Source organism: Bilifractor sp. LCP21S3_F8 (assembly GCF_052117805.1).
Lineage (GTDB): Bacteria > Bacillota > Clostridia > Lachnospirales > Lachnospiraceae > Bilifractor.
In genome coordinates, this window is the sequence record NZ_JBQKIK010000006.1 from 60135 (window position 1) to 75135 (window position 15001).

A 15001-nucleotide genomic window follows, 5' to 3' on the forward strand; every position below is an offset into this window, starting at 1 on the left:
GTCTGATGCAGGAGCTGGGATATGGAATTCAGTCATAAATCGGTATTGTTAAATGAGACCATCGAGAATCTGAAGATTAAGCCTGACGGAATCTACGTGGACGGCACATTAGGGGGTGGCGGACACGCATTTGAAGTTTGCAAGCGTCTTACAGGTGGGGGAAGACTCATCGGGATTGATCAGGATGCTGACGCGATTGAGGCGGCCGGGAATCGTCTTATGGAATATAAGGATCGGGTAACGATTCTTCGGGGCAACTATCACGAGATGAAAAGCATGCTGACAGATCAGGGCATTGCCGGCGCAGACGGTATATTGCTGGATCTTGGTGTATCTTCGCACCAGCTGGATGATTCAAGCCGTGGATTTACCTACCGGGCAGACGCCCCACTGGACATGAGAATGGACCAGAGGCGTGAGCTTTCTGCTTATACGGTCGTAAACACCTACAGCAAAGAGCAGTTGTATCAAGTGATTCGTGATTATGGTGAGGAGAAATTTGCCGAGAATATCGCCAAACATATCTGTCTGGAGCGGGAGAAAAAACCAATCCGGACAACCGGAGAACTTGCCGGTATCATCAAGGCCTCTATTCCGGCCAGAATGAGAGCGACAGGCGGACATCCGGCGAAGCGGACGTTTCAGGCGATCCGTATAGAGGTTAACGGTGAACTTGATGTTCTGAAGGATTCGCTGGACAGCATGATCGGTCTGCTGAATGAGGGCGGAAGAATCTGTGTGATTACGTTTCATTCTCTGGAGGACCGCATCGTCAAGAACATTTTTAAAAGAAATGAAAACCCGTGTATCTGTCCTCCGCAGTTTCCGGTCTGTGTATGCGGAAGAAAGTCAAAAGGTTTTGTAGTTACACGAAAGCCTATCGTTCCATCGGTAGAAGAAATGGAAGAAAATCCCCGCTCGAAGAGTGCCAAGCTCAGGGTATTCGAGAAGCGAAGCGCAGGATGATTCTCCTGAATACAGGATAACAGGAATGGCCAGAAGAAATACGAAATCATATACAAATGCAAAACGAAGGGTAAATTCGATAAAATCGGGTTCGGCAAAGTACTACAGACTGCAGGAATCATATGAAGACGGTAATGCCGTCCGAAGTTTCGAGGAAGAGACAGAGGAGGACATTATTGAGGAGGTAAAGCCGAAGGTGAGTGAGCGGACAAAGAGCAACCGCGCCAGGGCGAAGAATATGAGCGCCGGATATGTTCTTTTTCTTTCCGCAGTATGTATCGTCACGGTTTTTCTCTGCATTCATTATCTGCAGCTCCGCTCTGATCTGACCAATCAGACAGAGGAAATCGCCTCGATGCAGAATGCGCTCAGTCAGCTTAAAGCGGATAATGACGCATATTACAAGGAAACCATGGCATCACTGTCGATGGATGATGTGAAAGATACGGCATTGAATAAGCTGAATATGCATTACGCAACGGAATCCCAGATTCGTTATTACAGCGCAGAGGATGAGAGCTATGTGCGTCAGTACCAGAACTTATCGGAAGACGATGGCTGATTCGGATGAGTCGGGAGAGAAAAACGACTGCGAATCACCGATGGATCCGGGATGCTGAATGGAAAACGAGACAGGCAGACATTATTATGTTATAATTTCAGAACCATGTGAATTGATCTGAGAAGACGCGCCGCTGTCGTCAGACAGTGCGTATCCGCGGCTTCCCAGATTAGTTCATATGGTTCTGATGTTTTTTGCACAGAAAAGTATATTCTGGGACTGCTTTTCTCGGGAAAAGACAGAACTGTGCGCCTGAAAAAGGAGATTTGATTTGAGCAGAAGAACGAATCGAAGAGAACGTCTGGAAAAGAGAAGAGAGCGACGCATGCGTCAGCGCCGGATCGGATACAGGACGAGCAGAAAGCTTGTGGGTCTGTTCCTTCTGGTTGTCCTATGCCTGGCGGGGCTTGCCCTTCGGATTACCTATATCAACGCCTCTCAGGGTGAGCGGTATGAAAGAATCGTGCAGACACAGGCACAGCAGCAGTACTCGAGCTCGACGATTCCTTATCGGAGAGGAGATATTACAGACCGGAACGGGACAATTCTGGCCTCAAGTGAGAAGGAGTACAATGTCATTCTGGACTGTAAGGTCGTGAATACTGAGGTGAACGGTCTGGACGGGACTTCCAGCCAGACATATCTGGAGCCTACGGTAAAGGCACTTGTCAATGTTCTGGGAATTGATGAGGCTTCGATTCGTAAGCTGCTTACGGATGATGAGACAAAGAACAGCCAGTATCAGATTCTGAAGAAAGGATTGTCCATCACGGACAAGCAAAAATTCGAAGAATACACAGATGTGACCAGTGAGGAAAATGCGAAACTCACCGATGAGGAGAAGGAAGAAAGGGAAGACATCAAGGGAGTCTGGTTTGAAGAAAATTATGTCCGGACGTATCCGCTGAATTCGCTTGCCTGCGACACGATCGGCTTTACCTATGACGGCACAACCGCGGACTGGGGAATTGAAGGATACTACTCAGACATTCTCAACGGAGTCGACGGAAGACAGTATGGATATTACACCGATAACGCGGATGTAGAGCAGTCTACTATTGCCGCGAAGGACGGGGATAACGTCGTATCCACGATCGATGTTAATGTCCAGCAGATTATCCGTGACGCGCTGGAAGAGTATGAGAATGAGCAGGCAGATAATGAAGAGAAGAATAACGGCGCAAAAAATGTAGGTGTCGTTGTGATGGATCCGAACACTGGAGAAGTTCTGGGCCTGGATTCCGATAAATGGTATGACCTGAATAACCCGCGTGATCTGACTCCTTTCTATTCCGAGGAAGAGATCAAGAAGATGAGCAATGACGATATGATCGATGCTCTGAGCAATCTGTGGCAGAACTTTACCATATCAAATGCTTTTGAGCCGGGATCGGTTTACAAGTCGATCATTGTCGCAGAGGGATACACGACCGGAGTTCTGAATGATAATTCCACCTTTATCTGTGACGGGGGACAGCAGGTGGCCGATAAATATATTGCCTGCGAGGGCACTCACGGGCAGGTTACGGTTGACGAGGCAGAGAAGTATTCCTGCAACGATGCGCTGATGCAGATTGGCGCATTGATTGGCGAGAAGAACTTCCTCAAATACGACAACATCTTTAATTTCGGCATGAAGACCGGCATCGATCTTCCCGGGGAGAGCTCGGGCCTCCTGTTTGACGCGGATACCATGGGACCGGTCGAGCTGGCAACATCCTCCTTCGGGCAGGGATTCACTGCAACGATGATTCAGGAGGCCGCTGCGATCTCCGCAGCCATCAACGGCGGCTATTATTATAAACCGCACGTCGTTAAGCAGATCACGGATGAAAATGGTGCTGTGGTTCAGACCATTAACCCTGTTCTTGAAAGAAGGACGAACACCGAGGCGGTGAGTGAGAAGGTCCGGGAGGATATGGGTACGGTAATGGAGTATGGCGGAACCGGCTATGTGGCAAAAATCCCGGGCTACAGTATGGGAGGAAAAACAGGAACCGCAGAGACGCTTCCACGGGGCAACAACAAGTATATTCTTTCCTTTATCGGATTTGCGCCGCTTGATGATCCGAAGGTTGTGGTCTATGTTACGGTTGATGAGCCGAACGCAGAGAATCAGGAATCTTCATGCTACGCCGAAAGCATTGCCCGGAACATCTTCACGGAGCTTCTTCCATATATGAATATCTTCCCGGATGAAGACGGGTACACTGCTTCAGATGTCGAGACAGGCTTTGTAACTACTGCGCAAATGATCAACAAGGAGTTCTCGATTGGCGAGAATGGCCCGATTTATACGACAACGGGAGGTTCAGCTTCCGGAAATGCCACACCCTCTGGAAATGGAGAGACGGATGCGTCTACGACGGAGGCGGGAGAAACTGTGACTGGCAATGATACAACCGTAGGAACGGCACAGGACGGAACGGATCTGCCGACCGTGGACATCGGTTCGGAGGATACCGAGAGCGGGAACGATTACTTTACCGATGGCGTCAGCAATGAAGACCTTTCAAATTACCTGGCGGAGAATCAGTAATGGAATATATCCCGCAGGCGGTTGACAGGATGCGCAAATTATGTAATATATGTGTACGGCACAAGGACTGCGAAAAAATAGTCGGAGTATTAACTGACCGGGCTTTTTCGGGGCGCCGGTCAGTTATCATATGAAATCAGGAGTGGGAGACAGAATATGAGATGGATTGAATTTTTACCGGTATTTATAGCGTTTCTGGTGACTGCGGTCTGCACAGGACTGCTGATTCCTTTTTTGAATCGCAAAAAGGTAGATCAGACAGAACGGAAGGAGGGCGTTGCATCTCATCTGAAGAAGGCGGGAACACCGACGATGGGCGGTATTGCGATTATCGCGGGAATTCTTGTGGTGGCGCTTCTCTATTTCCGGTCAGAGCCGGCCATCGTCCCGATCATGATACTGACCTTTGGCTTCGGACTGGTAGGCTTTCTGGATGACTTTCTGAAGGTGGTACTTCACCGTTCCGACGGACTTATCGCATGGCAGAAGCTGATCCTTGAATTTGTTGTGACCGCGGTCTTTCTGTATGTGATGGTGCACGTGTACGGTGTTTCCCTTTCCATGCTCGTTCCGTTCAACACAGCGGCATCTGTCGATTTCGGGGCCTTCAGTATTCCATTCGCTTTTCTTGTGATTCTCGCGACGGTGAACGGTGTAAACTTCACCGACGGTCTGGACGGGCTTGCATCCTCCGTCACGATTGTGGTTGCACTGTTCTTCTCGGTATCGTCGATGATGCTTTCCGGCGGAATCACGCCCGTTACCTTTGCTGTGGTCGGCTCTCTGATGGGATTCCTTCTGTTCAACGCTTATCCGGCGAAGATCTTCATGGGAGATACCGGATCTCTGGCGCTGGGCGGCTTTGTTGCCGGGAGCGCGTATATGATGAAGATGCCACTGTACATTCCGATTGTCGGATTTATCTATGCTTTTGAGCTGGTGTCTGTAGCGCTTCAGGTAACGTATTTCAAGTTGACCCACGGAAAGCGGATCTTCAAGATGACGCCCATTCACCATCATTTTGAGCTTTGTGGATGGTCTGAGACCAGGATTGTGACAACCTTCACGATTATTACGGCTCTGCTCTGCCTCCTCGCCACAAAGTAATACGGCAAGTCAGGGGCAGGCACAGAATTTATCAGAGGTAAATATCCAGGCTCCGGAAACGGGACCGTCATTTCAGAATAGGAAGGGACATGGACATGGAGTTAAAGGGAAAGAAAGTACTAGTATTCGGATCCGGAAAAAGTGGTATCGGTGCAGCGCATCTGCTTCTGGCAAGGGGAGCGGTGCCGGTGATCTACGATGGCAATGAGAAAGCTGACCGGAAGGAGATTCTGGATAATGTTGGCCGGGATGTGGAGATCATTCTTGGCAGTCTTCCGGATGAGAAGGCGAAACAGATTGATCTTGTGGTCATGAGCCCGGGAGTTCCCTGCGACATACCGGTTGTACAGGATTTTTACGCGAGAGGAATTCCGGTCTGGGGAGAGATCGAGCTTGCTTACAGGATCGGCAGGGGAAAGGTGCTCGCTGTCACAGGAACGAATGGAAAGACGACAACGGTAACGCTTCTGGGCGAGATTATGAAGGATTATTTCCCTGAGGTCTATGTAGTCGGAAATATCGGGACACCCTATACGGACGTGGTCCTCGGGCAGAGCGAGAATGCGTGGACGGTGGCGGAAGTCAGCAGTTTCCAGCTGGAGACCATCGACAGTTTTCATCCGGTTGCATCGGCGATTACAAATATTACGGAGGATCACCTGAACCGGCATCATACGATGACGGAATATATTCGATGCAAGGAGCGGATTGCGGAAAATCAGACCGGGGAAGATATCTGCGTTCTAAATTATGAGGACGATATACTTCGTGAATTCGGCAGCAAGGTAAGAGCAAAGGTGATCTATTTTTCCAGTCGCAGAGTTCTGAAACATGGAATATATCTGGACGGCGGTACGATTTACATCGCGGATGGCAAGGAAAAGCTTCCGGTAGTCCGGACAGATGATCTTCAGCTTCTCGGTCTTCATAACTTTGAAAACATCATGGTTGCTGTTGCCATGGCGTATCACGCAGGTGTACCTGTGGAGAGTATCCGTAAGACGGTATGTGCTTTCAAGGGAGTTGAACATCGCATAGAGTATGTGGCCGAGGTAAACGGCGTAAGATACTATAACGATTCTAAGGGCACGAATCCGGATGCTGCCATTAAGGGAATTCAGGCGATGAACCGGCCGACCTGTCTGATCGGGGGCGGTTTCGACAAGGAGCTGGCTTTTGATGAATGGATCAAGGCGTTTGACGGTAAAGTAAAGTTTCTCGCACTGATCGGACAGACAAGAGAAAAGATCGCAGAGACGGCAGTGCGGCTCGGCTTCCCGAAGAAGAATATTGCTTTCTTCGATAACCTGGAGGAGGCGACGAAGGCTTGCGCGAAACATGCGGTTCCCGGAGATGCCGTTCTGCTCTCTCCGGCGTGTGCGAGCTGGGGCCAGTTTGACAATTACGAGCAGCGTGGAGATATGTTCAAACAGTACGTCAGAAGCATGTGCGAATGCCACGAATAAAGGAGTTCGTTTTGGATCAGGAAAAAAGAGGACATCAGGAAAAGAAAAAACGGGAGAGGATCCGGAGGAAAAAACTGCGGATTATCCTTGCGGCTGTCGGAGGCCTTCTGGTGTGCTTCGTGATTTTCATCGGCGTATTTTATGTTCCGGATCAAAATGCGGAAGTGACAGGGAGTTCGCGGTATACGGAAAAAGAGATCAGGGAGATGGTGTTCGGAGGCTTCGCGGATCGGAATTCTCTGTATCTGTGCTATGTGAGAAAGACGATTAAGCCCGAAAACGCACCGTTCATCTCATCTATACATGTGGAATACATGGGCCACAGCAGTGTCAGGCTCGCGGTAAATGAAAATTCTCCTGTTGGATATATTCAACAGGACGGAATCAACTATTATTTCGACGCAAACGGAATCGTGCTGGAGGCGGTTAAGGACGATAATCCAACGTCTGACGAGGAGGAGACAGAGTCCGTGGTGTCTTCGTCATCGGTTTCGGCTTCGTCTGTTTCTTCCTCTTCGGTTTCTTCATCCGGCACGCAGAAGACCGATTACAAGTCGCTCGGCCTTACGGCGACGCTGGTGGATCTCAACGGCGACGGCGTTCCCGAGACAGATGCGGATGGAAACTGGCTTGTGGACACTGATAGCGACGGGATGGTTGATCAGACAACTTCTGGTGTCGGACTGATTGATATTGACGGCGACGGCGTTCCGGATATCACACAGACAGACTACGACAATGCTAAGACGGCAAAAGAAGAGGAGAAAAAGCAGAAAGCCCAGACATCTGGGGCGGCAGCTGCAGCAGATTCCTCTGCGAACCGGACGGAGAATGGATCAAATGTACTTCAGGCTGTTTCATCCGGGTCTTCCGAACCTTCTGGCGATTCTTCCGCTGACACAGAGTATCATCCGGCATTGACGGATGTAACAAGGATTATCGGACTAACCGATAAGAAACTGACCGTTGGAAAGGCCGTTCCGGTTTCAGACAATAGCGTCTTTTCTACAATTCAGGCCTTGAGCCGGCTGATCAGCAAATTTGACATCAGACCGGACAAGATCGCGTTTGACAATGACCAGAATATTACCCTGTATTACAACGATGGAAAGGTGAAGATCCTTCTGGGAAAGGATACCCTTCTGGAGGACAAAATGTCGAAGGCTGCAGCGATTTTGCCTCAGCTTTCGGGAATGGAGGGAACGCTTCATCTTGAGACCTATACGGAGGATACGGTAAATATCATCTTTGATACGACGGAGACGGGGAAGAATTCCTCCGACAGTTCCGGAAGTACGGGAACAGTGACTGCTTCCGGAAATACGGCAGATGCTGGCAATACGACCGCTGAGGGAACCGACACTGCGGACGAAAACGGCGGAACGGCAGATACGTACACTGCGGGCGGAGACGGAAGCACGAATGCCGCATATGGAGACGCAGACACAGGGAATGCGGGCGGAGACGGGAGCACGGATGCCACATATGGTGAAACAGACACCGATGGCACCGGCGGAGCTGGAGACACGGATGCCGCATATGGAGACACAGACACAGGGAATGCGGGCGGAGACGGGAGCACGGATACCGCATATGAAAATGAAAACACCTATGACGACGGGACAGACGGAACGGCGGATGGCTATGGCGGAGCTGCATACTGATGACTGTGGCTGCCTACGTTTTTTTGAAAAAGTGTTGAATATTTCCTGCGAAGACTATATTATAGGAAGTGTGTTGTTTTCTTTGATTATAAGGAATGAGGGAAGATAAATAATTGGCAGAAGACCTGCTTCAGGTTTCTGGTCAGATAAAGGAGGAAGCATTTTGTTAGAGATTATGACGAACGAGGCTGAATCTTCAGCAAAGATTGTGGTAATTGGTGTCGGAGGCGCCGGCAACAATGCCGTAAACAGAATGGTAGACGAGTCCATCGGAGGGGTGGAATTCGTTGGAATCAATACAGATAAGCAGGCACTGACACTTTGCAAGGCACCGACTGTTCTGCAGATCGGCGAGAAGGTTACAAAGGGACTCGGAGCAGGAGCAAAGCCTGAGGTAGGACAGAAGGCTGCAGAGGAGAGTGCGGACGAGATCAAGAAGCTCGTGGAAGGCGCCGACATGGTATTCGTCACCTGCGGTATGGGCGGCGGAACCGGAACCGGTGCTGCTCCGGTGGTTGCAAGTCTGGCAAAAGAAGCCGGATGCCTGACAGTCGGTGTGGTTACCAAGCCGTTCCGTTTTGAAGCAAAGCAGCGGATGACAAATGCTCTTTCCGGTATCGACAGACTGAAGCAGAATGTAGACACATTGATTGTGATCCCGAATGATAAGCTTCTCGAGATCGTGGATCGCCGCACGACTATGCCGGAGGCACTGAAGAAGGCGGATGAGGTGCTTCAGGAGGCAGTACAGGGCATTACGGATCTGATTAATGTACCCGCGCTGATCAACCTCGACTTCGCGGATGTACAGACGGTTATGAAGGACAAGGGGATGGCGCATATCGGAATCGGTGCTTCCAAGGGCGATGACAAAGCACTTGAGGCGGTTCAGGAGGCAGTTCAGTCCCCGCTTCTTGAGACAACGATTGAGGGTGCTTCCAATGTCATCATCAATATCTCAGGAGATATCAGCCTGATGGATGCCAATGACGCTGCCAGCTATGTACAGAATCTCGCCGGTGACGACGCAAATATTATCTTCGGCGCGATGTATGACGACTCCACGCCGGATACCTGCAAGATCACGGTGATTGCGACCGGACTGGATGATGCATCTGCCAGAGTAGCAAATGTAAAGGACGCAGAGGCAGAGAAAATCGAGAAGACAGAGCCGACGATCCTCGGTTCCTCACAGAACCGCAGAAGCGGAGCCGCAGCTAAGACTGCACCTTCCTATTCCATGCCGAGCTTCACGATTCCAAAGCAGACCGCTGCACCAACCACGTCGAGACCGACAGCCCCGAAGACACCGAAGAAGGATATCCAGATTCCGGATTTCCTCCAGAAGCACTGAGATAGGGAGCGAAGAGAGGTGCATTTTTCCTCCACAGGGAATAAGGATATTTTTCCGGTTCCTGCATGGAAGGAAGATTTGTGTCTGATTCAGGAGAAGAACGACAGATCTCAGAGATACCAAATGGGATCATAATTATCGAATTAGATAAATAATTAAGAGATTTTACAGCCCGGAACCTATCCGGGCTGTTTTAGACTGCAGATATTATCGTCGAAGTTCTTCCGCGAAAGCAGGAAGTCCGGCGATTCAGGGGCAAAGGAGAAGATATGTGGTTCACAAGACGAAGAAAAAGAAATACATTTTTAGGAAGAAAGAACAGGATGGCAGAAGGTCAGAATACTGTGGATGAAAAGGAATCGACGGCAGGACGTGATGAGGAAAGTCTGTCGTGCGGGAATTCTGCGGAAATGAACCTGGAGAAAAAAACACCCGAAGAGTATTCGGAGAATGTGAATCCGTCAGACCAAGTGAACGTGACAGCAGAAGAACCTGCGGACCATGAGCCTGCGGAGGCTGAGAGCGAACGGCAGAAAGAGGGCGAAAATATCCGGTCTGTAGATGATGAGAATGGGCTGCACGGAGAAAACAAGAATGAGCTGCCCGGGGAGAACGAGAATACGCTGTCCGGAGAGAAGAGCGTAGAGAAGACAGATGATCCTGAAGCGGAGAAAGACGCGGATGTGCGATCGGATCATAGGGGACAGGAAATGAGACGAAATAAAGTTCACGAGAAAAAACAGCGTTCGCTCTATGAGTGGCGCCGTGAAAAGCCTGCAAAATCGCCGAAGCCGTTGAAGGCAGTCAAGAAACCGGTGCATCTGAAGAACGGAGTGATTCTGGGAGAGGGACTGCCGAAAATCTGTGTTCCGTTAACCGGGACAGGAAAGGATGAACTGGAAGCACAGGCACGAGAAGCTGCTGCGGCGTCTCCAGATCTTGTGGAATGGCGTGCCGATTATTTCGAGGACCTTGGAGACGTGGAGAAGGTGGCGGAAGTGCTTATGTCCCTACAGGAAATTCTGGGTGAGACTCCGATTCTCTTCACCATCCGCACGAAGAGAGAGGGAGGCAATGGACAGCTGACGCCGGAAGAATACCGGTCACTGCTTCTGTATGCGGCCGGGCGTCCGGAAGTTTCTCTGGTTGATATTGAGGGACTGAATCCGGAGATCAATACAGAACTCCTGATTTCCGAGGTCCATCAGCTGGGGATGCCGGTAATCGCGTCCTGGCACAACTTTAGCAGAACACCCAAAAAACCGGAGCTGGGCCTTGTGTTTGACAGACTGTCACGAACCGGGGCGGATGTGCTGAAGGTGGCAGTCATGCCAAAGAAGGCAAAGGATGTGCTGCGGCTTATGAGTGTTACCGAGGAGAAGAACCGTCAGTTCCCGAGTCCGCTCGTGACGATGGCAATGGGAGACCTTGGGAGGCTCAGCCGCGTGAGCGGAAGAATTACCGGATCAGTGCTGACCTTCGGAATCGTCGGAGACGCATCCGCGCCGGGACAGCTTCCGGTCGAGGAGCTCCGGGAGATGCTCAGGGCTATCTGATAAACAGAGTATTCGTTTCAGGATGGTTTCAATACACCCGCAAGGCCGGAAACGCTGCGAATGACAGCATTTTATTTCCGGCGTTTTCGGAGCGTTTCGCTGGTGTTTTCGGAGCGTTTCGCTGGCAGTTGTATAATTTTGTGAACTGATGTACAATGACTCTGGCTGATATCTGAGGAGGGGCGGAAAACAGCTGAAATCTTACAGACAGAGGATGTAGTATGAGGGATTTTTTGATTAATTCAGAAGAACTGCTCGATACGAGGGCCCTTGCCTTTGTGAATGGACAGGGAGCAGACTACGGATTGTTTCCGTGCTTCTGGATTCATTATAACGAACGAATCAAGCTGGCTTTTTTCCCGGAACGTTACAGAACGCTCGGGGAGGCGACGCAGGATATGGATCTCAACGAGGTGACAAAGGCGGCTCAGGCGCTGCTTGAGAGAGTGAGTGCTCTGTCAGAGCATGAGGAAATTTCACTGGAGAATGTCATCTGGGATACGGACAGCATTTATCTGGATGACGGAGGACAGGTGTATCTGATCTGCCTTCCGGCAACCATCCCTGAGGAGTCCAGGCATAGCGGTATCTATATGAAGCGGCTCTATTCCCTGATAGAAGATCTGGTATCGGATCGCGATGGCGGTGAATTTGTCTGCAGGCAGATCGCCTATCAGAAGCAGCAGAATTTCGGCGACTGGAAGAGCCTTTCCACTGCTTTGGAGCAGCGGTCTCCGGCTGAGCTCGACAACGAAAGTCTCACATTGAAGAGCATTAACACACCGCATCCGCTTACCTTTATCATCCGACAGGAAAAGTTCCGGATCGGGACAGATCCGGGGGAGGCGGACGGACTGATCACAGATGTGGATACAGTCAGTCCGGTTCACGCGATTATCGGTTGGAATGGCATCAATTATTATGTCAGTGATATGAACAGCGAAAATGGCACATATATCAATGATCAGAAGATTGCCCCGAATACGGAGATTCCGATTGGTGAAGGTACTGTTATTCGTTTCGCGGATTATACATTTAACGTAGAGTGAGGGCCACAGTGATTATGGAAGGTAAAAAACCGCAGCTGATCATAATAGACACCGATTCAGGATTTCTCAAACGGTATGAGGAGGATATCATCAGACGGTATTCTGTGAATGCCGAGGTTCAGGTTATCACGGATCCGGGATTTGTGGATGCCTACTTTTCGACGGAGCAGAACCCGGATCTGATGCTGATCGATGAGGCTTCCTATGGAGACGGCAGTCAATTTGAGGGGCATTCGATCGGCAAGATCTATTTGCTTGTTCCGGAGGTCGAAATGACAAAAACATATCCGGACAATGTGACGGTTCTGGTTGAGTTCATGCCTAAGGAAGAGATTTTCGAGAAGATCGATATGGCCCTTTGGTCAGAAGATGAGGCGGAATCTGCCGCACAGGCGGAGGATGAGACGCCGGCTCCGAAGCAGACAAGGGTGGTTGCCGTTTATTCTCCGATCGGGGGATGCGGGAAAAGCCTCGTGTGTGTGGCCCTTGCAAGAAAACTTAAGATGCTGGACCAGAAGGTGCTTCTGGTCGGATGTGATGACACACAGAGCCTGTCCGTATATCTTCCAGGAGAGAATTACGCCTCTCCGGAGCTGGCGGAAAAGCTGATTCACCCTGACGAAGATACCTACTGGACGATTCTTCAGAACATCAAGACGGATGTCGTTTCGTATCTGCTTCCGTTTGAAAAATCCCTGGGGATGATGAATATCGGCCTGGAGGAATTCGATGTTCTGATTCACACGCTTGTGGAGAAGCAGGATTTTGATTTTATTATTCTGGATATGGGGACCCGTCTCACCCGGGAGATCACGGAGAGGCTGAATAAGATAAAGGCATTGATTCTGCTGACCGAGGCAAATGTTCTGGCAAACCGTAAAATGCAGAAACTGCTGAAAAACAGCGAGCTTCTGCCAAAATGCCAGTGCATGATCATCGCAAACGAGTATCAGTCGGATGACACCAGGGTGCTGAGGGATAAGGTTTTCGGGACTATCTCACCTTACCCGAACTGGGAAAAGGCACTGGAGGATCCGGTTTTCTACCGGCTTGCGCTGGCTCTGGAGGAGAGTGTGTAGATGCAGGTTAAGATCGATCTGATCACCGGCCTTCTTGGTTCCGGGAAGACGACGTTTATTATCCGGTATGTGCAGAAGTTTCTGCGAGAGGGAAAGCGTGTCTGCATTCTGGCGAATGACTATGGGGCAATCAGTGTGGACAGAGCGCTGTTGACGGAGGCTTTGGGAGAGGCATGCGATGTGGAGATGGTCACGGCCGGAGATTGGGATTGTTACCGCAGACGGTTTCGGACGAAGCTGATTTCCATGGGCATGCTTGGCTATGACAGAGTCATTGTGGAGCCGTCCGGAATTTTTGATACGGATGATTTTTTTAACATTCTCAATGACAGCCCGATCGACAGATGGTATTCGCTGGGGAATATTCTGTGCATGGTGGACGCGCATATACCGGAGCGCCCGGATGACACGTGGAAGTATCTGTTCACTTCGGAAGCGGCAAATGCCGGCCTTCTGGTTGTATCCAGAGCGCAGGAGATTCCCGGGTTTCCGTCTGTTAAGACATCGGAGGAAATCTGCAGCAGTATTCTCAGCCTGCTGGATGAGGGATCGGAGAAATACAGATTGAACAGAATTTTCCGGCGGGAGGATATCCTCGTTGCTGACTGGGAGCGGCTTAGCGATGAAGACTGGAGAAGGATTCTGGAAGCGGGGCATCGGAGAGGGGATATGGTTAAGCTTCCGACGGCAGAAGACGGCAGCTATCAGACCCTTTTCTATTATCACATTTCCAGACCTGTCCAGGATGTTCGCTCGCTTATTACCGGCCTGTTTACCAATGAGAAAAAATACGGAAGAGTCATCCGCGTCAAGGGATTTTTCCGCGCGCCGGGACTGAATAAACCGGAAGGATCCTCCGGATTGGAGAAGAATGACCGTTGTGAAGATGACCATTGCAGGGATGATTATTGTGATGACAGCAGTCGTGCGGATAGCGGTTGTTCGGATGGCAGTTGCGCGGATGGCAGTCGTGCGGATGGCGGTTGTTCGGATGGCAGTTGCGTGGATGACGGTTCTGAGGATAGCTGGTATGAGATTAACGCGACTGCTGAGCACACGGAGGTCAAGCCGACATCATTCCGGAAAGAGGTGATGATCATCGTGGGAGAGCGTCTGAAAGGCGCGGAGGTCGGACTGGCCTTCGGGGAGACCAGAAGTGTCACATACTATGATGTATGATACATGATATGTGGGATGCATCATGAGATACATGACGTGCGGGACACATGATGTGCGGGATATATAAAAATATATGAGAGATAAGGGAAAAGAGCCTGCCGGCGATCGGGCAACAGGGCTCTTTTTTGTGTGCGGTGAAAAGGAAAGGAACACGCAAAAGGGTTCACAGGTGTTCCGTGATACAAAAAGACTTCCGATCTCTTCAGAAATCGGAAGCCTTTTCTTTTGTAGCGTGTGATAGAGGATTCGAACCCCCGGCCTTTTGGTCCGTAGCCAAACGCTCTATCCAGCTGAGCTAATCACACACGGCTGTTTTTCAACCAGCGATGATTATCTTAACGCATACAAATTGTTTTGTCAATAGATAAATTAAAAAAATATAATTTTTTATTGACAACAGATATGGGGAAGTATAAACTTTACAGAGGTTAATAGCATCTAATATATATACGAGTCAACAAATATATATTCGAATATATT

Annotated in this window: 11 protein-coding genes and 1 tRNA gene; 11 read left to right on the forward strand and 1 reads right to left on the reverse strand. The window is 50.0% G+C overall.

Going from position 1 to position 15001, the window contains the following annotated elements; all coding sequences use genetic code 11:
• Window positions 1–21: 21 nt before the first annotated feature.
• The 11 genes from rsmH to ACTQ3A_RS04585 all read left to right on the forward strand — a co-directional run bounded on the left by rsmH (window position 22) and on the right by ACTQ3A_RS04585 (window position 14521).
• Window positions 22–966: a 16S rRNA (cytosine(1402)-N(4))-methyltransferase RsmH gene (gene rsmH, locus ACTQ3A_RS04535; RefSeq protein WP_441098776.1), complete on the forward strand. Its 945-nt coding sequence runs from the start codon at window positions 22–24 to the stop codon at window positions 964–966.
• A 25-nt stretch (window positions 967–991) separates the two neighbouring features.
• The gene (locus ACTQ3A_RS04540) at window positions 992–1528 is read left to right on the forward strand and encodes a hypothetical protein (RefSeq protein ID WP_441098775.1); all 537 of its coding nucleotides are present in this window, start codon (window positions 992–994) and stop codon (window positions 1526–1528) included.
• A 271-nt stretch (window positions 1529–1799) separates the two neighbouring features.
• Window positions 1800–4067: a peptidoglycan D,D-transpeptidase FtsI family protein gene (locus ACTQ3A_RS04545; RefSeq protein WP_441494161.1), complete on the forward strand. Its 2268-nt coding sequence runs from the start codon at window positions 1800–1802 to the stop codon at window positions 4065–4067.
• Between the two features lie 156 nt (window positions 4068–4223).
• A complete protein-coding gene (gene mraY, locus ACTQ3A_RS04550) occupies window positions 4224–5174 on the forward strand; it encodes a phospho-N-acetylmuramoyl-pentapeptide-transferase (protein ID WP_441098773.1) in 951 nt (316 codons plus the stop codon).
• A gap of 95 nt (window positions 5175–5269) precedes the next feature.
• Complete coding sequence (gene murD, locus ACTQ3A_RS04555) at window positions 5270–6640, forward strand: UDP-N-acetylmuramoyl-L-alanine--D-glutamate ligase (protein ID WP_441494162.1); 1371 nt, start codon at window positions 5270–5272, stop codon at window positions 6638–6640.
• 11 nt (window positions 6641–6651) lie between these two features.
• Window positions 6652–8304, forward strand: a complete 1653-nt coding sequence (locus ACTQ3A_RS04560; protein WP_441487530.1) for a hypothetical protein — start codon at window positions 6652–6654, stop codon at window positions 8302–8304.
• 175 nt (window positions 8305–8479) lie between these two features.
• Window positions 8480–9658: a cell division protein FtsZ gene (gene ftsZ, locus ACTQ3A_RS04565; protein WP_441475682.1), complete on the forward strand. Its 1179-nt coding sequence runs from the start codon at window positions 8480–8482 to the stop codon at window positions 9656–9658.
• Between the two features lie 323 nt (window positions 9659–9981).
• On the forward strand, window positions 9982–11214 hold the full coding sequence (aroD, locus tag ACTQ3A_RS04570; protein ID WP_441494163.1) for a type I 3-dehydroquinate dehydratase: 1233 nt from the start codon (window positions 9982–9984) through the stop codon (window positions 11212–11214).
• A gap of 221 nt (window positions 11215–11435) precedes the next feature.
• Window positions 11436–12263 carry an FHA domain-containing protein gene (locus ACTQ3A_RS04575; RefSeq protein WP_441475658.1) on the forward strand — a complete coding sequence of 276 codons (828 nt, stop codon included), beginning with the start codon at window positions 11436–11438 and terminating at the stop codon, window positions 12261–12263.
• Window positions 12264–12277: 14 nt separating this feature from the next.
• Window positions 12278–13342, forward strand: coding sequence for an AAA family ATPase (locus tag ACTQ3A_RS04580; RefSeq protein WP_441475657.1), 1065 nt, complete (start codon window positions 12278–12280; stop codon window positions 13340–13342).
• Entirely contained in the window at window positions 13343–14521 is a 1179-nt protein-coding gene (locus ACTQ3A_RS04585; RefSeq protein WP_441494164.1) for a GTP-binding protein, read from the forward strand. It begins immediately after the preceding gene.
• Window positions 14522–14752: 231 nt separating this feature from the next.
• Here the strand turns inward: ACTQ3A_RS04585 and ACTQ3A_RS04590 are convergent.
• Window positions 14753–14826 (reverse strand) — tRNA-Arg (locus ACTQ3A_RS04590).
• Window positions 14827–15001 lie beyond the last annotated feature (175 nt).

Excerpts from the sequence above, each read along its gene's own strand:
- rsmH (WP_441098776.1), top strand. The coding sequence starts at position 22 with ATGGAATTCAGTCATAAATCGGTATTGTTAAATGAGACCATCGAGAAT.
- ACTQ3A_RS04540 (WP_441098775.1), top strand. The coding sequence starts at position 992 with ATGGCCAGAAGAAATACGAAATCATATACAAATGCAAAACGAAGGGTA.
- mraY (WP_441098773.1), top strand. The coding sequence starts at position 4,224 with ATGAGATGGATTGAATTTTTACCGGTATTTATAGCGTTTCTGGTGACT.
- murD (WP_441494162.1), top strand. The coding sequence starts at position 5,270 with ATGGAGTTAAAGGGAAAGAAAGTACTAGTATTCGGATCCGGAAAAAGT.
- ftsZ (WP_441475682.1), top strand. The coding sequence starts at position 8,480 with ATGACGAACGAGGCTGAATCTTCAGCAAAGATTGTGGTAATTGGTGTC.
- aroD (WP_441494163.1), top strand. The coding sequence starts at position 9,982 with ATGGCAGAAGGTCAGAATACTGTGGATGAAAAGGAATCGACGGCAGGA.
- ACTQ3A_RS04575 (WP_441475658.1), top strand. The coding sequence starts at position 11,436 with ATGAGGGATTTTTTGATTAATTCAGAAGAACTGCTCGATACGAGGGCC.
- ACTQ3A_RS04580 (WP_441475657.1), top strand. The coding sequence starts at position 12,278 with ATGGAAGGTAAAAAACCGCAGCTGATCATAATAGACACCGATTCAGGA.
- ACTQ3A_RS04585 (WP_441494164.1), top strand. The coding sequence starts at position 13,343 with ATGCAGGTTAAGATCGATCTGATCACCGGCCTTCTTGGTTCCGGGAAG.